We start from the raw sequence: 18,322 nt of genomic DNA, 5'->3' as shown, positions 1-18,322 counted from the left end.
GTACGGCACCATGGACAACAACGGAGTTGGATCCTGGCTTCACCGGCGCCGGATCAAGTCCGGGACCAAAACGGCTGTCATTTCCGGTGGGACGACTTTGAGCTACGCGGACCTCGCCGACAGGACCGACCGTTTGGCCAACGCCCTCAAGGACAGGGGAGTGGCCAAGGGGGACAGAGTGGCTTACCTCGGCGAGAATCACCCATCTTTTGTGGAGACGTTCTTCGCCTGCGGACTGCTGGGCGCGATCTTCGTCCCGCTTAACACCCGCCTCGCGGCCCCGGAGCTACAGTTCCAGCTGCAGGACTCAGGCTCGCGGCTCATGGTCAGTTCAGCATCTTTGGAGGTCATCGCCGCCGCATCCTCCCTCGACACAGAGATAACCCACCGTCTTGTGGTGGTGCCCGACGACGTTACTGAGGCGTCCGCTCTCAAGCTGCCATCCGGCGTCGAGCACTATGGCGAGGTGCTTGATGCCGCAGCTGCGGCGCCGCTCGATGAAGACGTCACGCTCGACGAGGCCGCCATGATCCTCTACACGTCGGGTACCACCGGCAAGCCCAAAGGTGCCCTGCTGACGCACGGCAACATCACTTGGAACTGCATCAACACGGTGGTGGACATGGACCTGAACCGCAACGATGTGGCGCTCATGATTTCGCCGCTGTTCCACGTAGCGTCCCTGGATATGGGCCTGCTACCGATGCTGCTCAAGGGCGCCACGGTGGTGCTTGAATCCAAGTTCGACGCCGGCAGGGTCCTGGAGCTGGTGGAACAGCACAAAGTCACCACGCTCAACGGTGTCCCCACTACGTTCCAGATGCTCTGTGACCATCCCGGATGGTCGACGGCGGATCTCAGCTCACTGGACAAGCTCACCTGCGGCGGTTCTGCCGTTCCGGAGAGGGTGCTGGACGCGTATGAGCAGCGCGGCATCGGGTTCACCAGTTGCTATGGCATGACCGAAACTGCGCCCGGGGCCACCATGTTGCCGGTAGAGAGGTCCAAGGAGAAGGCTGGCTCTGCAGGGCTGCCACACTTCTTTGCGGACGTGCGGATCGCCGATCCTCTGGGCGGCGTTGCTGCCCTTGGAGAGGTGGGGGAAATCCAAATCTCCGGCCCCAACGTGATCAAGGAGTACTGGAACCGGCCGGAAGCCACCGCCGAAAGCTATTCTGATTCCTCGTGGTTCCGCTCCGGCGACATGGGCTACCAAGACGGCGAAGGGTTCCTCTTTGTCTCGGACCGCATCAAGGACATGATCATTTCCGGGGGCGAAAACATTTACCCGGCCGAGGTGGAAGCTGCCATCGCGGAGCTGCCCGCAGTGGGGAGTGTGGCCGTGATCGGTGCTGATGACGAGAAATGGGGCGAAGTGCCCCGGGCGATCGTCACCTTGCGTGAGGGAGCCACCCTGACAGCGGAGCAACTGCGCTCCCATCTGGAGGGCAGGCTGGCTCGGTACAAAATCCCGAAGTCCGTGGTGTTCGTCGAGGAAATGCCGCGAACGGCCAGCGGGAAAATCCGGAAGGTGGACCTCCGAAAACAATACGCCCGGAATACGCCGTTCCGCGAAGGAAATATTCCGTTACCAAGCTAAATCCGGGTTAATTTCCTCCATCGAACTGCCTAATTCGCTTCTGGTCCATTACGATGGGCACGAATCACTCTGAGCAAGACGCTTCATCACGACTCACACCTAACCCGGGGGATATACCAATGAGCACTTACCCGCAACAACCGCAACAGACCGAACAGTACGGTGCACAGACCGGCGAGCCGCCGCTGTGGGCTCCGTACTACGGCGCCCCGATTGGCGCCGCCGTAAAGCGTTTCTTCAAGAAGTACACAGCATTTAGTGGCCGTGCCAGCCGCAGCGAATACTGGTGGGTCGCCCTTGCATTGGGCGTCATCGGGATCGTCCTGCAGATCCTCACCGGTATTCTTGGTGCCGCAGGAGCAACTGTCAGCGCCGATGGAACCAGCACGGTTCCAGGTCCCGGGGCTGTCGTCGGCCTCATCCTGATTTTCGCCTTCTACCTGGCGGTCCTTATCCCGTCCATCGCACTGCTGGTTCGTCGTCTGCACGATGGCAACTTCAGTGGCTGGCTGGCCCTTCTCGGACTGATCCCGTTTGTGGGTGGACTTGCTGTCCTGGTCTTCGCGCTCCTGCCGTCCAACCCGGCCGGTCAGCGTTTTGATCAGCCGACTGCCTAGTCAACTACGCACCAAGTAAAGGGGCGGCACTTCGCGTGCCGCCCTTTTTCGTGCCCTTTGCCGCCCTTTTTCGTGCCGCGCAAGCTGTACCCATGAAGAAAAGTTCATCCGCGAGGCCATGCGCTTTGTACCCTCACTGGAGGGTGCCAGCAGGCTTTGCAGCGTGGCTAATTTTGCGTAGCCGACAAGATGACAAGCAGCACCAAAGCGTTGTTGACGGAGTGCAGAAGTACCGGCGCCCAGAGGTTCTGATGGAATCTCTTCAGCAGCGCCAGGGCGACGCCGAGCACAAAGAGATAAACGAAGGTCAGCAGGACGAGATGGACAGCGGCAAAGATTGCCGCTGATATTGCCACGGCTGCAAACGGTCTGCAACGTTTCGACAACCCGCTGAGGAAGGCTCCTCGGAAGAGGACTTCTTCCCAAAGGGGAGTCAACACAGCAACGATCAGGACGGTCAGGCCTATCAGCGGCGCCGGAAGTGCGGCAACCCGGCCCAACGCACCGTTTGAGGAATTTTCCGCAGCGCCATCCACTCCCAAGAGGCTAAGACCTGCAAGGAAGAGACCTTGTGCGCAGGCGGAAACCAGTATGGCAGCCGGGATCTGCCAGAGTAAGTGCAGCATGCGCGCGTCAAGGCGTCGGAATCCGAGCATGCTTGGATTGAGCTGGTTTCTGCGAATCAAATGTACGTATGTTGCCAACATTGCGGCTGCTGTTGCCCCTCCGAGGATGACCGGGACAGCGGCCTCGGCGGTGAAATGAATCAGGCCAGTCAACCCCGCTGCAACCACTGCCAAGCCAACTGCGGCAACGTACACAACAACCCACATCAGAGCCCACAATGCCTGTTTCAGTGATACCACTGGGGGTGGTTGGGAAGTTGCTCCGGGTTGGATAACAGAATCAGTTGGCAACAGCATCCCCCGAGTGTTCATCATGCGAGCCTAGCCGAGTAGTTAACAAGCTCGTGACCAACCGGAAACTGAGCGTGGATACAGTTGCCGCATGATCGTTTCACTGGCCACGCTGGCCACCCGCATCGGTTCCATTCTGGGGGCCTGGATCGAGGCCGCCTACGTTCTCGACTGCACGCTCGACGAGGAAGATGCGGGGCATGTAACCAGGGCCGATTTGAGCTGGCTCCCTGCCCTGAGCGGTGTCACGGTGGCCAGCGCACGAGCCATTCAATCGCATGCTCTAAGGGTGCGCGCAGAGCCCTGAGAGTCGCTTGGAATGCTGCAGGATGTCGCGTTGGGCACACTATTCGTTTATCACGTGTGATATGCCCTAAACTGCTTCACTGAGGTGCCGGAATAGGCACTATGCAGCAACGAAAGCGAACCTCAATGGCTACTGATTACGATGCCCCGCGCAAGACAGAAGAAGAGTCTCCCGCCGAATCGCTTGAAGCCCTTCAGGCATCCCGTGGGAACACTGCACAGACTGCGGTCATCGACGTAGAGGAAAACGATACCGCCGAAGGAATCGACCTTCCAGGTGCCGATCTTTCCGGTGAAGAACTAACCGTCATTGTGGTCCCGGAGCAGTTGGACGAATTCACGTGTGGCTCCTGCTTCCTGGTCCGCCATAGGTCCCAGATTGCGCTGGAAAAGAACGGTCTTAAGTACTGCAAGGACTGTGAAGGCTAAGTAACGCCCCGGTCTCGTTATCTTGGGTTACGAAAATGTGTGCGAAGACCCTCAAAACACCCGGAAAAGGCGGCTGAAAGCGGCTATCGATGACCCTCCTGTGACCACCCGGCAGACCATTTAACGGTTACGCTCCGAAGCGGCCACAACCCGCCCAAACCCTCGCATGCGCTCCTACTGTTGAAGTATCAACTTCGCCTGAAGGGGGCACAAAAAATGAGGAAATTTGGAGCGGGTTTGGCAGCGGTCCTAGCAGCCGCTGGACTCGGTCTGGTGGCACCGGGGCCAGCCTCGGCAGCAACGTATTGCGGTATCTCATGGGGTTCGATGGCCAAGGCCGACCTCGACTGGAGCTCCGCCAACGTCACCAACGTTCGCACGGGTCAGCAGCCCTGCTACGACCGCCTGGTGATTGACATGACCGGCAAGGTGGCCGGCTACGTGGTTCAGTATGTTCCGGTGGTGACCCAGGATGCCACCGGATACCCCATCCCGGTGCTCGGGGACGCTGATCTGCAAGTGATGGTAACGGCGCCGTCCTACAACCAGTACAGCCAACCGACCTATGAGCCGGCAGCCAAGGCGGAACTGTCCAACGTCTCCGGGTACCAGACGTTCCGACAGGTCGTTTACGCGGGCAGTTTTGAGGGCACCACGAGCATCGGGCTGGGCGTCCGGGCCCGGCTTCCGTTCCGGGTCTTCACCTTGGACGGGCCCGACGGCGGTTCTCGCCTGGTGGTGGATGTGGCCCACCGCTGGTAGGGCTTCCCGGAAGCGCGGGAGATCCGCCAAAACCTACGAAAGCTGCCAGTTCGCCCGGATCATCGTCATTCCGGCGAACTGGCAGCTTTTCTGCGTTTTCGGCGCTTTGCTCCGGCGCTTTATTCCGGAACCACCAGGGCCGGCGTATCCTTCCGGATGGTCTCGCCACGGAAGAACCCGGGCCGAACGCGGGACATGATCAGCATGACCACCGCACCCAAGGCCAGGATCCCAATGCCCAGGACGAACACGAGCCCCACCCCGAAGATCTCCGAGCCACTGCCAAACTCAGGAGCCCAGCTGTCCACGGCGGTCTGCAGGAACACCACGAACAGGCCTACGCCACCGAACAGCGGGCAGACGAGCCGCAGGAAGAAGTTCCTGGCGCTGGAGAATACGCTGTTGCGGAAGTACCAGACGCACGCGATTGCTGTGAGTCCGTAGTAGAAGCAGATCATCAGGCCCAGGGCCAGGATGGTGTCGTTCAGGACGTTCTCGCTGATCACGTGCATCACGGCGTAGAAGCCCGCGGACAGGACGCCGGCCGCAATGGTGGCGAAGCCCGGCGTCGAGAACTTCTTGCTCATGTGGCTGAAGCGCTCCGGCAGGGCGCCGTAGTGCGCCATGGCCAACAGGCTGCGTGAAGGCGAAGTGAAGGTGGACTGCAGGGACGCCGCAGAGCTGGAGAGCACGGCGAGGGACATGAGGATTGCGAACGGACCCATCACCGGTGATGCGAGTGTGGTGAAGACGTTGGCGTGGTTTTCTTCGTTGTTCAGGCCGATCCCGGTGTCTCCGACGCCTGCGAACATCAACGTCGCGATTGTGATCAGGAGGTAGATGCCCAGGACGATCACGGCCGTCAGGGTTCCGGCCAGGCCGGCGGTTTTCTTGCCGTTGGCGGTTTCCTCGTTAACCGTGAGGCAAACGTCCCAGCCCCAGTAGACGAAGATCGACAACGAGATGCCGGCAGCGATCTGGCCGAAAGTTTCGATCTTGGTGACGTCGAACCAGTCCCAGCTGAACGGAACAGCGGTTTCCGACGTCGACCAGTTGGCGAACGCCATGGCCACGAACAGGCCAAGTACCAGCAACTGGAAGCCCACCAGGCCGTACTGGACGATCTTGGTGGTGTGCAGGCCGCGGTAGCTCACCCAGACGGCCAGCGCCACGAAGACGAAGCACGTCGCAACGTTGAGCAGCTTGTTCGAGGCGAGGTCGGCGAGCTCGGGTGAGCCCGTGGCCTGTGCAAGGAATAGGTAGAAGAAGTCCACGGCGACGCCGGCAAGGTTGGACAGGACAATGATGTTGGCCGCGAGCAAGCCCCAGCCACCCATCCAACCCACCCACGGACCGAAGGCCTTGGTGACCCACGTGAAGGTGGTGCCGCTGTCCGGGGAGTCTGCGTTGAGTTCCCGGTAGGCCAGCGATACGAGGATCATCGGGATGAACCCGATCAGGAAAATGACGGGCAACTGGAGCCCGACTTCGTTGACGGTTGGACCGAGCGCGCCGGTGAGCGTGTACGCCGGGGCGATTGTTGAAATGCCAAGAACGACGACGGCGAGGAGCCCCAACTGCCCCGTCTTCAGTCCCTTGCCGCTGATGTCGTGCGACTCTGCAGCTTCATTGCCGCTGCGGCGGATTGTCTGGCTCATGTGAGGCCCTTTCTAGATGGCCGAAGGCTGCTGCTGGGTAATGCAGTGGATACCGCCGCCCCTTGCGAAGAGTTCGCGAGCGTCAACACCGATCACGCGGCGTCCGGGGTAGGCGTCGGCGAGAATGCGGAGTGCTTTCTCGTCCATGGGGTCGTTGAAACTGCAGGCGATAACCCCACCGTTGACCACGAGGTGGTTGATGTAGCTGTAGTCCACATATCCCTCATCGTCGGTAAGAGTTTCCGGGGCGGGAACTTCGATGATGTTCCAGTCCCGGCCAGCTGCGTCATGGGTGGTGCGCAGGAAGTCGATGATCTCGCGGGAGACCTTGTAGTCGGGGTGCTCGGGGTTCTGCTGGGAGTGGACCAGCAGGGTGCCCGGGCTGGGAATCGCGGCAACGATGTCCACGTGTCCGCGGGTGCCGAACTTTTCGGAGTCGCGAGTGAGGCCTCGAGGAAGCCACACCACGTGGGTGGCGCCGATGGTGCGGGCAAGTTCCTGCTCGATGTCAGCCTTGGTCAGGCCAGGATTGCGGCCCATATCGAGCTGAACGGTCTCGGTGACCAGGACGGTGCCTTCACCATCAACCTGGATGCCACCGCCCTCGTTGACGATCCCCGACGGGAGGTGCCTGGCGTTGGCGCGGCCGCTGATGTTCTCGGCGATGAGCGAGTCCTTGTCCCATGCGGCCCAGTCCTGAGCGCCCCAGCCGTTGAAGATCCAGTCCACGGCGCCCAGTTGCTTGCTGGAATCCAGCACGAACGACGGTCCGATGTCCCGCATCCAGGCATCGTTGAGGTCAGCGGTTATGACCTCAACGCGAGGGTCCAGATAGCGCGCGGCTGTCTCGACGTCGTCGGGCGTTACCACCATGGTGACCGGCTCGAAATCCAGGATGGTGTTAGCGACAGCGGCCCATGTGGAACGCGCTGCGTGCGCCTCTTCTTCGGTGTCACCCAGGGTATAGCCACCCGTGGGGAACGCCATCCACACGCGGTCCTGCGGAGCCGTTTCCGAAGGCATGCGCCAAGCGCTCACGCGGACACTGCCTGGGGTTGCGCTGGGGCTTGGTTTGCGCCGAGCGGGGCCTTAAGGGCCACCGGTTCGGCCAAGCGGACATGGATTGCCGGCTGGGTGGCCAAGGAAGTGGGGGCTTCCAGGTGTTTGATTTCAATCATGGGGGCTTTACTCCGTGAGACGACTGTCACTAAATGAATAGCGTTCATTTAGTATGATGCCAGTCACCCTCTCGCGCAAGGTGTGAAGTGAATGCCGATCGTTTATGACCGGTTAGCTGCGCGTGGGGCGGACGACGGCGTGTGCGGTTTTCCATGGCGGTTTTCCACATACGACAACCCGGGCCTGATGATCGTCGCTCGTGGCTGGAAGGGTGGGGGTATGGATGAAATTCGGGCGAGGCAGGCGAGCGACGTGGTCGCAACGTGGCCGTCCCCGATCGGGGGAGCCGGCGAGGAACCTTTGCCCGGTCTGGGCACGGAGCCCTCTGCGAGGCGGGCGGTGTCTGGCGCTTCGGTGAAGGATCTCATTACCGCCGTGAACTCCATGCTGCCGAGTGGGGACGCCAGTGAGCTGATTGATCGATTGAGTGATCTGGAGGACTTGAAGTCGGCCATTACCGCTTTGCAGGCGCGGGTTGCTGTGGCGTTTGATCTTGCCCAGCGCGCCGAGCAGGCCGAGGCCGGCATCCCTGCCTCGGAACGTGGAAGTGGCGTGGGTGCTCAGGTGGCGTTGGCGCGGCGGGAGTCACCGAACCGCGGGTCACGCCTCCTTGGTTTGGCGAAAGCCCTTGTGACGGAGATGCCGCGGACGTTGGCGGCCTTGGAATCGGGCCGGCTGAACGAGTGGCGGGCGACGCTGCTGGTGAAGGAAACAGCCTGCCTGAGCGTTGAGGACCGTTCCGCAGTGGATGAGGAACTCGCAGCCGACACCGGGACCTTCGATGGGGCAGGGGACAAAGCGATCATTGCCGCGGCGAAAGCGGCCGCCTACCGCCGGGATCCGCGGTCGGTGGCCGGGCGTGCCAGCCGCGCCGCCGCCGAGCGGACGGTGAGCCTGCGTCCGGCGCCGGATACCATGACTTACCTGACCGCTTTGTTGCCGGTCGCGCAAGGCGTGGCTGTCTACGCGGCCCTGACCCGGGCTGCTGATTCGGTTCGTTCCGGCGGGGTTGTCCGGTCCCGCAGCCAGGTCATGGCCGATACCTTGGTCGAACGCGTCACCGGCACTCCCGGCGGGATCAGTGGTGTGGACCTTCAGCTCGTCATGACCGACCGGACCCTCTTCCAATGCGACAGCGAACCGGCACGGCTTCAGGGTTACGGAATTGTCCCGGCCGAATGGGCAAGAGAGCTTGTTGGTGAGGTCAAATCTCCTGAGCATGAGGACTTCAGGGTGATGCTCCGCCGGCTCTACACAGCCCCGGCCACGGGAGAACTCCTGACTACCGACTCCAAGGCCAGGCTCTTCCCGACAAGACTCCGGCGCTTCATCGAAACCCGCGATGACACCTGCCGGACGCCGTACTGCGATGCACCCATCAGGCACATCGACCACGTGCTTCCGTGGCGCTCGGGAGGAAAGACAAGCCTCGAGAACGGCGCCGGTCTGTGCGAAGCCTGCAACCACACAAAAGAGAACCCTGGTTGGCAGAGCAAAGCGGTTACCGAAGGCGTTCACACCCTGGAAGTCCGCACGCCCACAGGACATGCCTACCGTTCCAAGGCACCGGCGCTGCCAGGATACGTCCGCGCCGCAGCGAGGCCATCGAATCTGCCCGAAGCTGCGCCGGTTGGGTCTGCCCCCTGAGTTGCCCGGCCCATCGGCAAAAAACAACAGCACATGGTCGGAGCTTAGGTGAGGCCTTCGGCTTCGGCTTCCGGGGCGATGTCGGCAAGCTGGCCGGGGCTAGCCAGCCAGCGTCGGCAGAGTGAGGATTTCGGCTCCGTCATTGGTGATGGCAATGGTGTGCTCGCTGTGGGCCGTCCTGCATCCTGTCACGCTACGGAGCGTCCAGCCGTCGGCGTCGGTGACAAGCTGGGCGGTATCGGCCATGACCCACGGCTCCAGGGCAAGCAGCAATCCAGGGCGCAGCTTGTAGCCCCGGCCGGGGCGTCCCATGTTCGGCACGTGCGGATCCTGATGCATGGTGGTGCCAATGCCGTGGCCTCCGAACTCGGTGTTGACGGGGTAGCCAGCCTCGCTGAGGACCGAACCGATGGCATAGGAGAGGTCGCCGATCCGTGCGCCGGGCCGGGCGGCCTCTATGCCTGCGCGCAATGCTCGTTCGGTTGCTTCGATCATCGCGACACTCTCCGCCGGCTTCGACTCGCCAACAATGAAGCTGATGGCAGAGTCTGCTGCGATTCCGTCTTTCAAGACGGCCAGGTCCAGCGTCAGCAGGTCGCCGTCGGCCAAGTCATAGTCCGTGGGCAATCCGTGCAGGACAGCGTCATTGACGCCGGTGCAGATGTAGTGGCCAAACGGCCCGCGTCCGAAGGAAGGGGCGTAATCGACGTAACAGGACACTGCTCCGGCTTCAAGGATCATGGTCTTTGCCCACCGGTCTATGTCCAGGAGGTTTGTGCCCACAGTTGCGCGGCCCTTCAGCGTGTGCAAAATGTTGGCGACCAGGGCGCCGGCTTCCTTGGCGCGGCTTAATTCTGTGCGGCTCAGGATCTCAATCATGCGGGGCCTTTCATGTGTAACCAATAACTATCCCGGCCATATTATCCCGGTATTACAATTGGAGCCATGGTCAGGTTGCCGCTTACACCCGCAGAGGCCGAGCGTGGACAGCGCCTCGGCGCTCTTTTGCGTCGCGCCCGGGGCGAGCGCTCCATGCTGGAGACGGCTCTCGACGCCCGCGTCTCACCCGAAACGCTCCGAAAGATCGAGTCAGGCCGAGTGGCGACGCCGGCTTTCCCCACTGTTGCTGCAATCGCCGATGTCCTCGGACTCTCCCTCGATGAGGTGTGGGCCGAGATCAACCGGCCTGACCATGGTGTTGAGTCGAGCAGTACCCGTCGGAACGCGCGCGAATGGTTGGCTTCGTAGCCTCAGCGCTTGGGCCGTGCCCGCACGTGGAGCCTTTCGCCCTGCTGCCCGAAGAGGGTAAGGAGCTCCACCGGCTCTGTGGTGGCGCTGGCAAACCAATGTGGTGTGCGGGTATCAAATTCCGCGACCTCGCCTGGTTTCAAGACAAAGTCGTTCTCGCCCAGGACCAGCCGCAGCTTGCCGTTGAGGACATACACCCAGTCGTAGCCCTCATGTGACTGCGGCGTGGGAGTCTCCTTGCCTGTGCCGCCCTTGAGGACCATTTTGAAGGCCTGGATGCCACCGGGGCGTCGGGTCAGAGGAACGGCAGTTCCCCACTCGTGGAGGTGCGGCTTGAGGTGAATGCGCGGATCACCCGTTTCCGGAGCGTCGATTAGTTCTTCCAGCGGGACCTGATGCAGCCGCGCGATGGGGAGGAGGAGCTCAAGGGTCGGTTTCCGCTGACCTGATTCCAACCTTGAGAGTGTGCTGACAGAAATACCTGTAACTTCCGAAGCTTCCGCGAGGGTCACGTTGCGTTGGGTTCTCATGGCACGCAGCCGAGGGCCGACGGCGTCGAGCATTGTGCTGAAATCGGTGGTCATGCCCTCCATTTTGCCATATTGGCAAACTTCCTTGCTGATTCTGATGATGCTGACCAACCATGGAATAAGCGGCGCACGGCCGCCGGATACGCGTGGAGGCATCGTGAGTACGGAAATAGTGAACAACCGAGTGGTTGGGGAGTACGACGTCGTTGTGGTGGGAGGTGGCGCAGCTGGGTTAAGTGCTGCTGTCACCCTGGGCAGGGCCTTGAGGTCCGTCCTGGTCATCGACGCCGGCGAGCCGCGGAACGCCCCCGCGGCCGGGGTGCACGGATTTCTGTCCCGTGACGGGATCAATCCCAAAGAACTGCTGGAACTGGGACGAGCGGAGGCGCTCCAATATGGGGCAAACATTGTGGCCGGCACTGCAGTTGGGGCACGTTCGACGGCGGACCCAACGGATGGTTCCGAACTCGTCTTTGAGGTGGACCTGGCAGATGGACAAACGGTGAGAGCCCGCCGTTTGCTGGTCGCCACTGGACTGGTGGACTTGCTTCCGGACGTGCACGGCGTTCGTGAACGGTGGGGCAAGGACGTTTTGCATTGTCCTTATTGCCACGGCTGGGAAGTGCGCGGGAAGCAGATCGGCATCATCGGGTCGGGGCCAATGGCGTTGCACCAAGCTCTGCTGTTCCGCCAGTGGAGCCCCGACATCACGTTGTTCGTCAATGACACTGTGGAGCCGACGGACGAACAGTGGGAACAGTTGGCTGCCCGTTCCATTACCGTGGTAGACGGCCGCGTCCAGGCATTGAAAGTCAGCAATGACGCCGTGACCGGTGTTGTCCTGGCCTCGGGAACGGTAATTCCGGTGGAAGCTGTTGTCACCGGCCCACGGCTGGAGGCCCGGAGCATCGTGCTGGAATCCCTGGGCGTGCCCACCGTGGAGCACCCCATGGGGGTTGGAAGCCACGTTGAAGTCAATCCCATGGGCGGGGCCACTTTAGTGCCGGGTGTCTATGCCGCAGGAAACGTCACGGACCTCATGGGCCAGGTCATGGCCTCCGCAGCCTCAGGTGTCATGGCCGGGGCAGCCATCAATGCCGACCTCATCACGGAGGAGACGAGGTTGGCCGTGGAAGCAGCGCGGTCTCCAGCGCTTCGGAACGGGAGCTGATGCGCGAACGCGGAGTCCAGGGTGGTTCGACCACCGCGACCACTCCATCGTGAGCTGGTTGGGTGGGCGTCGGTACAACTGAGCCCTTGCGAAAAAACAGTCGACTTGTCGCGTTGACGAGAGGACGATTAAAGGACAGCCGTTGAAGGAGGTTGGGTATGTGCTACGCGTACTACGACGACTTCGAGCGGCGCACGAAGAAGGACTCCGCGCGCAAGCCCGAAATGCACACGTCTGAGCCGGTTAAAGAGCCTGAAGCCCCTGCAGAGAGCCGTCCGCGGACGGAAGGAACGCTGTGGACTTTCCTGGCCCGCCGTCGCAGGGAATCCGAGGTTTCCGAACCGAGGGTCGACCGCATTCGCGAGAAAGTCTAGGCACATCCTGGACCGAAACGTACAAAGAAACCACGAAAGGCGCTGCGCTTGCGGCGCCTTTCCTGCTTCCGGGGCTATACGAATAGCTCGTGCGGCGTCTAGCGTGTCAGCTCAACCCGGAGAGGATATGTGGCACCGTCCAAGATCACCTGGAGGCAAGCACCGTCAAACGGGTTCAGCAAGATGGGTGCCATGAGGTTCACTGTGGTTTTCTCGGGAGTCGGGTTGACCACCACCAACACCGTCGCCTCCGAAACGCTGGAAAGCCCCAATGCCTCCAAGGCAGCCAGCGGAACCGCGGGCGCATACTCCGGCACGTAAACGGCCGCATCGGCAACGAACATCCGGACGCGCGGCTCCGAAACTTCCAGCGCGTACAAGCCCGTTGCGCCAGCCACCTCGCGCAGGGAGAACCCTTGGGCTGACTCCAAACCTGGCATCGGCGAGGCAAATGAGAGGCTGTTGAAGGCCAACGCCGTGCTCATCGGAGGAAATCCATGAGGGTAGGCTGGAGCACCTTGGCCGTCACGGCAAGCGCCACCTGATAGTTGGTTTCCTGCAATTTCAAATCCATAACCGCCTTTCCCAAGTCCGTGTCTTCAACGCGGGCCCGTTGAGTTTCCAGCGTAGCCTTCATCCCTTCCAAGGAGTCCTGGGCTTGGCCGAGGCGGGTTTGCCGCATGCCCACATCGGACCTGCCATCGATGACGGCCTTGATCCGGTCGCCAATAGCAGCCAACCGCGCGTTAGGGTTCGCTCCGGAACGGATATCGGCGACGACGTCACTCACCAGGGCGAAAACGGAGCCGGCGCCGTCCCCGAAGATCGCACCGCCGTCGGAATCCACACGCACTGTCCGTGCCGCATCCACGCGGCGCTCCACTGAACTGCCGCCGGCCCCAACATAAGACGGGGGAGTGCTGTTGGTGAAAGCGCCCACTGTGTCCGAGCTGCCGGCAAAAACGTTGCGGCCAAGGTATTGGGTGTTGGCCTGCGTCAGGAGATCCTTGCCCAGGCCTTCGATCTCGACGGCCAACGCCTCCTTGGCAGTGCTGTTGAGTGTTCCGTTGGAGGCCTGGACCACCAGGTCCCGCACACGGTTGAGGATGTTGGTGGATTGCCCCAGCGCAGTATCTGCTGCAGCCAACCAGCCGTTTCCGTCGCTGATGTTGGAGCCGTACTGGGTTGCCGCGCTGAGTTGGGCTCGCATGGCCATGCCCTGGGCCGCGCCCGCAGGATCGTCCGAGGGACGGCTGATGTTCTTCAAGGTCATGGCCCGTTCCTGCAGCTCGGCCAGCCGGGACTGGGCGGTCTGCAGGTTCCTCTGGGCGGAGGCCGACATCTTCTGGTTGGTGACGCGATTGAGCACGGCTTACCTTCCCACCAATCCGGTGCGGTTAATGAGAACATCCAGGGCTTCGTCAATGGCAGTCATCACGCGGGCAGCAGCCTGATAGGCGTGCTGGCTGGCGAGCAGGGCCACGTTCTCTTCGTCCAGGCTGACGGATGCACTTGAAGAACGCTGCCCGACGGCGGCGACGCTCGCTGCGTCTGACAGCTGGGAGTGCTGTTGGGCTGACCTGGAGGCCATGCCGATGCCCGCCACGACGCCGCTCCAAAAGGTGTCCGGTGCGCCCGGTGCAGAGCCGAGCTGGGCTACGGCGTCGGCAATGCTGCCATCCAGGGAACCGGAGCCGGGGGCACCCGTAGCGATTCCCGCCGCGCTGACAGGAACCACGCGGAGGGACAGCGCAACGGGAACTCCCGGTGTACTGGTGAAAAAATCCAGGTTGCCCGCGCCGCTGGAGGACTGGCCGGTTCGGTGGACGGCGTTGACGTCGTTCAACAGCTGTGTGGCGAAGGCGTTGTAGGCGGCGGCTGCTTCAGCGATCGCTCCGCCAGTACCCGCACCTTTGCTTCCGGGGGCTGCAGGGGCCAGGAGCGACACGGCACCGGCGAGTTGTCCGCCGTCGAGGTCTACTGCAACGCCGGAGCGGTCCGCCCATTCCAACTGGGCCGGCTGCCCGCCCGCGCCCATGGATGTCTGGCCCGCGAGCCTCAGTTCCCGATGCGAGGTTCCCGACACCAAGGCGTTGCCTCCAATGAGCACGTCCGCGGTGCCGTCGGCGTTTTCGCGGACTGTGCCCCCTGCCAGAGCAGCGATGGATTCCGTCATCTGGTTCCGGGCGTCAATGAGCTCGTTGGCGGAGCCGCCGGTGGCCAGTACGGAGCGGATGGTTGCATTGAGTTCAGCCACACGGCCGGCCACGGCATTCAGTTCATCCACCGTGGCAGAAGCTTCGCCGCGAACGCGGCTCCACTGCGCATCCAAGGCCTTGTAGCCGGCGGACACGGTTTCGCTGAGCGTCGCCGCTGCTTCCAGCAGGACCGACGCCGGAGCGGACTCGCCCGGGTGGTTGGAAACCCCCTGCCACGACGCCCAGAAGGTTTGCAACGCCGTCGAGATTCCGTGCGGTCCGGGTTCCTGTAGTGCGTCTTCCAGCCGCTGCAGTTCAGTGGACCGCGTTCCAGCGAAACCCGACTGCGCCGCGGTGTTGCGGACACCGGCGTCGAGGAAGCTGCTGCCCAGCCGGGCGATCCCGTCGATGGAGACGCCTTGGCCTGCCTGGCCCGCGCTCGGGTTGAGGCCGACGGGCCGCGATGCGCCGATGGCTGACTGCTCCAGCCGCTGCCGCGTGTAGCCGGGAGTGGTCGCGTTGGCGATGTTCTGGCCGGCCAGGTTGATGGCCTGCTGCGCTGCGGTGAGGCCACGGTAGGCCGTGTTGAGTCCGCCGAAAGTGCTCACGTGAATGTCCTTTGCTGGTCCAACCGGGTGGGTCAGAATTGCCGGTCGACGAGGTGGGCTGCCGATGATTCGCCGGTTCTGCCGTGGGAGTCGTAGGTGCCGGCCGAGGGTTTCAGGTCGGCGAGAGTTTCCTGGGTGGAGCGGACGGCTGCGCGCAGGAATTGCTCGTTGGCATCGCGAAGTTCCTTGATGGCAGAAGTCTGTTGGCGCATCGCGGCCATATGGGACGCGAGGACCTCGGCCCAGGCGGGATCCGGCGCAGCCGCGGCCAGCTCGGCAAGCGAGCAGTCCGGGGAAACACCCCACTGCTCCGCGACGGCGGCGATCTCCACTGCACGGGCGAGCCCCGCCTTGGATACCCGGTCCAGGACCTGCTCCACTTCCCGGGTGCCGTGCGGCAACCAGCGGGACTTGCCTGCAGTCAGCAGCAACTGCTCTTCCTCGAGCTTGAAGGTCAGCAAATCAAGGAGTTCGCGCTCGCGCCACAGCAGGGCTGACAGTTCATGGATGGCCACGGCGGTCAACTCCAGTTCTGATCGATAGGGTGCGGGACGGATGGCGTTCCTCCCGCCAACTCCCCTTTATTTATCGGCCGCAGGCGGTGCATCGTTAGGCTGCTCCGTCCGTGAAAACGTTGATTCTTTTCCTTGGGATTTCTACTTACCGGTAGGGAAAGGACCGCCGATAGTGGCGTGTGGCAGCCCACGGATGGGCCGCCGCACAGTAAGTCCACATCACGGAGGAAATTTTCATGGGCATGCAGATCAACAACAACCTGATGGCGAACAACGCTTACCGCAACCTGAACGCCACGCAGGACACCTTGTCCAAGTCGATGGAGAAGCTCTCCAGCGGCTTGCGCATCAACCGTGCTGCCGACGACGCAGCCGGCCTTGCCATTTCGGAAGGCCTCAAGTCCCAGGTCAGCGGCTCCGCGGTTGCCGCACGCAACGCCCAGGACGGCATCAGCCTCATCCAGACCACTGAAGGTGCCCTCGGCGAGGTTCACTCCGTACTGCAGCGCATGCGCGACCTCGCAGTCCAGGGTGCATCCGACACCAACAACGGTGCGGCACGCGACGCTATTAAGGATGAAGCCGATTCGCTGGGCAAGGAGCTGGACCGCATCACTCAGTCCACCAACTTCAATGGCATCGACCTCCTCAAGGGCGGCACCAAGAACATCCAGGTGGGTACCGCTGGTACGGCCAACGACACCATCGCAGTGACCCTCGGTGACGTCGCAACGGCTGCGGGTACCCTGTCCGGCGCTGCTGGCGCCACCGGCTTCGACGTGAGCACCAACGCCGCAGCGCAGACCACGATCACCGCGATTGACGCAGCGATCACCACGGTCTCGGCCCAGCGTTCGGACCTGGGTGCAAACCAGAACCGTCTGGACCACGCGATCAAGACGCTGAACGTCTCCGGCGAAAACCTGCAGGCAGCACAGTCCCGTATCGCTGACACGGACATGGCCGCTGAAATGGTCAAGTACACCAAGGCCAACATCCTGTCCCAGGCAGGTACGGCAATGCTGGCTCAGGCCAACCAGTCCGGCCAGGGCGTTCTGTCCCTCCTGCGCTAAGCCTTCACAGCGTTTGGCCGCATGAGTTGACGTCGGTTGGCCGGGCCCCATGCCCGGCCAGCCGCCGTCGGACATCCTGATTCACACATCATCCGGAAGGGACACCCGTGGCAACTGCCATCGACGGCCTCGCCAGCGGCCTGAACACCACCGCGATCATCAACTCGCTGATGTCCGTCGAAGCCCTGCCGCAAACCCAGCTCAAGACCAAGCTGGCGTCCAACCAGACCATCATCTCCACACTTCAGTCGTTCAACACCAAGCTCACAGCGCTGAAGGAGCTCGCCTCCGGCAACGCAGCCGCGGGCGCCCTGAACCTGTTCACGGCCACCAGCAGTTCGCCGTCCGTCACCGCGAAGACTACGACGGCGGCCGGTGCAGGAACGATCGACCTCACGGTTACACAGCTGGCCCAGACGCAGGTCAGCGTCACAGCCGCCATGTCGTCGTGGCCGTCGGATGGCGGTGCTCCGGCGCGGCTCACGATCGTTGACTCCACGGGTAAGAAGACCGAGATTGCTCCGGCGAGCACTTCTTTGGATGACGTGGTGACAGCGATCAACGCCGCGTCGGCTGGCGCCCACGCAGTCAAAGTCCCTGCCGGCAACGGTACGTACCGCCTGCAACTGGCTGCCACCGCGTCCGGAGCAGCAGGTGCCTTCACCGCCTACCAAGGCACTGCCGCGCAAGTCACTACAGGAACGGCGGCGGACCTCATGGCTGACCCGAGTGCCGCCGTCGTAAAGTCCGCCCAGGACGCCAAAGCGACACTGTACGCAGGAACGCCCGCTGCGCAGGTGCTGACGTCCGGCACCAATACCTTCGCCGATGTTCTTCCCGGGGTCTCTGTCACAGCCTCCGCCGTGACAAACGGCCCGGTGACGGTAACGGTGGCCAGCGATGTCCCCGGAATTACCAAGAAAGCCGAAGACCTGGTCAAGTCGGTCAATGACGTGCTGGGATTCATCTCCATCTACACCGCGGTGTCACAGACCACCGATGCCAAAGGCGCCACCGTGCCCAAAGCCGGGATATTCACGGGCAACAGCACCGTTCGCGCAGTCAACGACCAAGTGCTCGCCGCACTGTCCAGGCCGATCAACGGGAAGTCGCCGGCCGAGTACGGCATCAACGTCACCAAGGACGGCGATTTCACCTTCGACGCCGAGAAGTTCTCCAAGGCCCTCGCCACGGACCCGGCCGCAGCCCAAGCTGCCGTGCAGGGACTTGCGGTCCGGGTGGCGGATGCCGCCAAGGCAGCTGCTGACCCTTACAGCGGGTCGGTTTCCGGCCTCATCAAGGGCCGCGAATCCGAAGTCCGGGACCTGGGCAACAGGATCGCGGACTGGGATCAGCGCCTCATCACCCGCCGCGCCACCCTCCAGGCCGTGTACACCAACATGGAAGTCATGCTCGGTGGGCTCCAAGCACAGTCGGCGTGGTTGTCCGGCCAAATTTCCAGTCTCACAAAGCAGTCCACAGGAGAATAA

General features: G+C 62.4%; 21 protein-coding genes. 11 read left to right on the top strand and 10 right to left on the bottom strand.

The genetic code is table 11. The annotated features are described in order from the left end of the window. Nucleotides 1-10 precede the first annotated feature (10 nt). Nucleotides 11-1,600, top strand: a complete 1,590-nt coding sequence (gene menE / locus AC0J5Z_RS19035; protein WP_475035491.1) for an o-succinylbenzoate--CoA ligase — start codon at nucleotides 11-13, stop codon at nucleotides 1,598-1,600. A 119-nt stretch (nucleotides 1,601-1,719) separates the two neighbouring features. Then, nucleotides 1,720-2,217, top strand: coding sequence for a DUF805 domain-containing protein (locus tag AC0J5Z_RS19030; RefSeq protein WP_475035488.1), 498 nt, complete (start codon nucleotides 1,720-1,722; stop codon nucleotides 2,215-2,217). A gap of 167 nt (nucleotides 2,218-2,384) precedes the next feature. On the opposite strand, the gene AC0J5Z_RS19025 is transcribed toward AC0J5Z_RS19030, so the two are convergent. After that, nucleotides 2,385-3,083: a lysostaphin resistance A-like protein gene (locus tag AC0J5Z_RS19025; RefSeq protein ID WP_475035484.1), complete on the bottom strand. Its 699-nt coding sequence runs from the start codon at nucleotides 3,081-3,083 to the stop codon at nucleotides 2,385-2,387. A gap of 142 nt (nucleotides 3,084-3,225) precedes the next feature. Between AC0J5Z_RS19025 and AC0J5Z_RS19020 the strand changes: the two genes are divergently transcribed. The 3 genes from AC0J5Z_RS19020 (at nucleotide 3,226) to AC0J5Z_RS19010 (ending at nucleotide 4,631) form a co-directional block, all read left to right on the top strand. Then, nucleotides 3,226-3,441, top strand: a complete 216-nt coding sequence (locus AC0J5Z_RS19020; RefSeq protein ID WP_475035482.1) for a hypothetical protein — start codon at nucleotides 3,226-3,228, stop codon at nucleotides 3,439-3,441. Between the two features lie 125 nt (nucleotides 3,442-3,566). Next, a complete protein-coding gene (locus AC0J5Z_RS19015; protein WP_475035478.1) occupies nucleotides 3,567-3,869 on the top strand; it encodes a DUF4193 domain-containing protein in 303 nt (100 codons plus the stop codon). Nucleotides 3,870-4,085: 216 nt separating this feature from the next. Then, nucleotides 4,086-4,631, top strand: a complete 546-nt coding sequence (locus AC0J5Z_RS19010) for an AMIN-like domain-containing (lipo)protein (protein ID WP_475035474.1) — start codon at nucleotides 4,086-4,088, stop codon at nucleotides 4,629-4,631. 119 nt (nucleotides 4,632-4,750) lie between these two features. Here AC0J5Z_RS19010 and AC0J5Z_RS19005 read toward each other — a convergent pair whose 3' ends face one another. The 3 genes from AC0J5Z_RS19005 to AC0J5Z_RS18995 are packed head-to-tail and all read right to left on the bottom strand — an operon-like array spanning nucleotide 4,751 to nucleotide 7,467. Further along, entirely contained in the window at nucleotides 4,751-6,289 is a 1,539-nt protein-coding gene (locus AC0J5Z_RS19005; RefSeq protein WP_475035472.1) for an APC family permease, read from the bottom strand. 12 nt (nucleotides 6,290-6,301) lie between these two features. Further along, the gene (locus tag AC0J5Z_RS19000) at nucleotides 6,302-7,312 is read right to left on the bottom strand and encodes an agmatine deiminase family protein (protein WP_475035468.1); all 1,011 of its coding nucleotides are present in this window, start codon (nucleotides 7,310-7,312) and stop codon (nucleotides 6,302-6,304) included. Between the two features lie 11 nt (nucleotides 7,313-7,323). Further along, entirely contained in the window at nucleotides 7,324-7,467 is a 144-nt protein-coding gene (locus AC0J5Z_RS18995; protein ID WP_475035464.1) for a hypothetical protein, read from the bottom strand. A gap of 385 nt (nucleotides 7,468-7,852) precedes the next feature. On the opposite strand from AC0J5Z_RS18995, the gene AC0J5Z_RS18990 reads away from it, so the two are divergent. Then, entirely contained in the window at nucleotides 7,853-9,115 is a 1,263-nt protein-coding gene (locus AC0J5Z_RS18990; RefSeq protein ID WP_475039783.1) for an HNH endonuclease, read from the top strand. 99 nt (nucleotides 9,116-9,214) lie between these two features. On the opposite strand, the gene map is transcribed toward AC0J5Z_RS18990, so the two are convergent. Next, a complete protein-coding gene (gene map, locus AC0J5Z_RS18985; protein ID WP_475035462.1) occupies nucleotides 9,215-9,994 on the bottom strand; it encodes a type I methionyl aminopeptidase in 780 nt (259 codons plus the stop codon). A 66-nt stretch (nucleotides 9,995-10,060) separates the two neighbouring features. Here map and AC0J5Z_RS18980 point away from each other — a divergent pair, with 66 nt between their 5' ends. Further along, complete coding sequence (locus AC0J5Z_RS18980; protein ID WP_475035459.1) at nucleotides 10,061-10,363, top strand: helix-turn-helix domain-containing protein; 303 nt, start codon at nucleotides 10,061-10,063, stop codon at nucleotides 10,361-10,363. A 2-nt stretch (nucleotides 10,364-10,365) separates the two neighbouring features. Here AC0J5Z_RS18980 and AC0J5Z_RS18975 read toward each other — a convergent pair whose 3' ends face one another. Then, entirely contained in the window at nucleotides 10,366-10,947 is a 582-nt protein-coding gene (locus AC0J5Z_RS18975; protein WP_475035457.1) for a helix-turn-helix domain-containing protein, read from the bottom strand. A gap of 103 nt (nucleotides 10,948-11,050) precedes the next feature. Here AC0J5Z_RS18975 and AC0J5Z_RS18970 point away from each other — a divergent pair, with 103 nt between their 5' ends. Both AC0J5Z_RS18970 and AC0J5Z_RS18965 read left to right on the top strand, forming a co-directional pair. Continuing rightward, on the top strand, nucleotides 11,051-12,064 hold the full coding sequence (locus AC0J5Z_RS18970; protein ID WP_475035455.1) for an NAD(P)/FAD-dependent oxidoreductase: 1,014 nt from the start codon (nucleotides 11,051-11,053) through the stop codon (nucleotides 12,062-12,064). Nucleotides 12,065-12,222: 158 nt separating this feature from the next. Beyond that, on the top strand, nucleotides 12,223-12,438 hold the full coding sequence (locus AC0J5Z_RS18965) for a hypothetical protein (protein WP_475035453.1): 216 nt from the start codon (nucleotides 12,223-12,225) through the stop codon (nucleotides 12,436-12,438). Nucleotides 12,439-12,536: 98 nt separating this feature from the next. Here the strand turns inward: AC0J5Z_RS18965 and AC0J5Z_RS18960 are convergent, their stop codons facing one another. The 4 genes from AC0J5Z_RS18960 to AC0J5Z_RS18945 are packed head-to-tail and all read right to left on the bottom strand — an operon-like array spanning nucleotide 12,537 to nucleotide 15,759. Continuing rightward, nucleotides 12,537-12,923, bottom strand: coding sequence for a flagellar assembly protein FliW (locus AC0J5Z_RS18960; protein WP_475035451.1), 387 nt, complete (start codon nucleotides 12,921-12,923; stop codon nucleotides 12,537-12,539). Continuing rightward, on the bottom strand, nucleotides 12,920-13,807 hold the full coding sequence (gene flgL / locus AC0J5Z_RS18955) for a flagellar hook-associated protein FlgL (protein WP_475035449.1): 888 nt from the start codon (nucleotides 13,805-13,807) through the stop codon (nucleotides 12,920-12,922). Before flgL ends, AC0J5Z_RS18960 begins: the two co-directional genes overlap by 4 nt. Nucleotides 13,808-13,810: 3 nt before the next feature. Continuing rightward, nucleotides 13,811-15,244, bottom strand: coding sequence for a flagellar hook-associated protein FlgK (flgK, locus tag AC0J5Z_RS18950; protein WP_475035446.1), 1,434 nt, complete (start codon nucleotides 15,242-15,244; stop codon nucleotides 13,811-13,813). Nucleotides 15,245-15,276: 32 nt separating this feature from the next. Further along, the gene (locus AC0J5Z_RS18945; protein WP_475035444.1) at nucleotides 15,277-15,759 is read right to left on the bottom strand and encodes a flagellar protein FlgN; all 483 of its coding nucleotides are present in this window, start codon (nucleotides 15,757-15,759) and stop codon (nucleotides 15,277-15,279) included. Between the two features lie 236 nt (nucleotides 15,760-15,995). Here AC0J5Z_RS18945 and AC0J5Z_RS18940 point away from each other — a divergent pair, with 236 nt between their 5' ends. Further along, nucleotides 15,996-16,832 carry a flagellin N-terminal helical domain-containing protein gene (locus AC0J5Z_RS18940; protein WP_475035442.1) on the top strand — a complete coding sequence of 279 codons (837 nt, stop codon included), beginning with the start codon at nucleotides 15,996-15,998 and terminating at the stop codon, nucleotides 16,830-16,832. 107 nt (nucleotides 16,833-16,939) lie between these two features. Continuing rightward, the gene (gene fliD, locus AC0J5Z_RS18935; protein WP_475035440.1) at nucleotides 16,940-18,322 is read left to right on the top strand and encodes a flagellar filament capping protein FliD; all 1,383 of its coding nucleotides are present in this window, start codon (nucleotides 16,940-16,942) and stop codon (nucleotides 18,320-18,322) included.

The sequence above is a fragment of the Paenarthrobacter sp. TRD_SC_7 genome (assembly GCF_056156245.1).
This window is presented reverse-complemented; position numbering and strand designations above follow the sequence as displayed.

Excerpts from the sequence above, each read along its gene's own strand:
- menE (WP_475035491.1), top strand. The coding sequence starts at position 11 with ATGGACAACAACGGAGTTGGATCCTGGCTTCACCGGCGCCGGATCAAG.
- AC0J5Z_RS19030 (WP_475035488.1), top strand. The coding sequence starts at position 1,720 with ATGAGCACTTACCCGCAACAACCGCAACAGACCGAACAGTACGGTGCA.
- AC0J5Z_RS19020 (WP_475035482.1), top strand. The coding sequence starts at position 3,226 with ATGATCGTTTCACTGGCCACGCTGGCCACCCGCATCGGTTCCATTCTG.
- AC0J5Z_RS19015 (WP_475035478.1), top strand. The coding sequence starts at position 3,567 with ATGGCTACTGATTACGATGCCCCGCGCAAGACAGAAGAAGAGTCTCCC.
- AC0J5Z_RS19010 (WP_475035474.1), top strand. The coding sequence starts at position 4,086 with ATGAGGAAATTTGGAGCGGGTTTGGCAGCGGTCCTAGCAGCCGCTGGA.
- AC0J5Z_RS19005 (WP_475035472.1), bottom strand. The coding sequence starts at position 6,289 with ATGAGCCAGACAATCCGCCGCAGCGGCAATGAAGCTGCAGAGTCGCAC.
- AC0J5Z_RS19000 (WP_475035468.1), bottom strand. The coding sequence starts at position 7,312 with ATGCCTTCGGAAACGGCTCCGCAGGACCGCGTGTGGATGGCGTTCCCC.
- AC0J5Z_RS18995 (WP_475035464.1), bottom strand. The coding sequence starts at position 7,467 with ATGATTGAAATCAAACACCTGGAAGCCCCCACTTCCTTGGCCACCCAG.
- AC0J5Z_RS18990 (WP_475039783.1), top strand. The coding sequence starts at position 7,853 with ATGCTGCCGAGTGGGGACGCCAGTGAGCTGATTGATCGATTGAGTGAT.
- map (WP_475035462.1), bottom strand. The coding sequence starts at position 9,994 with ATGATTGAGATCCTGAGCCGCACAGAATTAAGCCGCGCCAAGGAAGCC.
- AC0J5Z_RS18980 (WP_475035459.1), top strand. The coding sequence starts at position 10,061 with ATGGTCAGGTTGCCGCTTACACCCGCAGAGGCCGAGCGTGGACAGCGC.
- AC0J5Z_RS18975 (WP_475035457.1), bottom strand. The coding sequence starts at position 10,947 with ATGACCACCGATTTCAGCACAATGCTCGACGCCGTCGGCCCTCGGCTG.
- AC0J5Z_RS18965 (WP_475035453.1), top strand. The coding sequence starts at position 12,223 with ATGTGCTACGCGTACTACGACGACTTCGAGCGGCGCACGAAGAAGGAC.
- AC0J5Z_RS18960 (WP_475035451.1), bottom strand. The coding sequence starts at position 12,923 with ATGAGCACGGCGTTGGCCTTCAACAGCCTCTCATTTGCCTCGCCGATG.
- AC0J5Z_RS18940 (WP_475035442.1), top strand. The coding sequence starts at position 15,996 with ATGGGCATGCAGATCAACAACAACCTGATGGCGAACAACGCTTACCGC.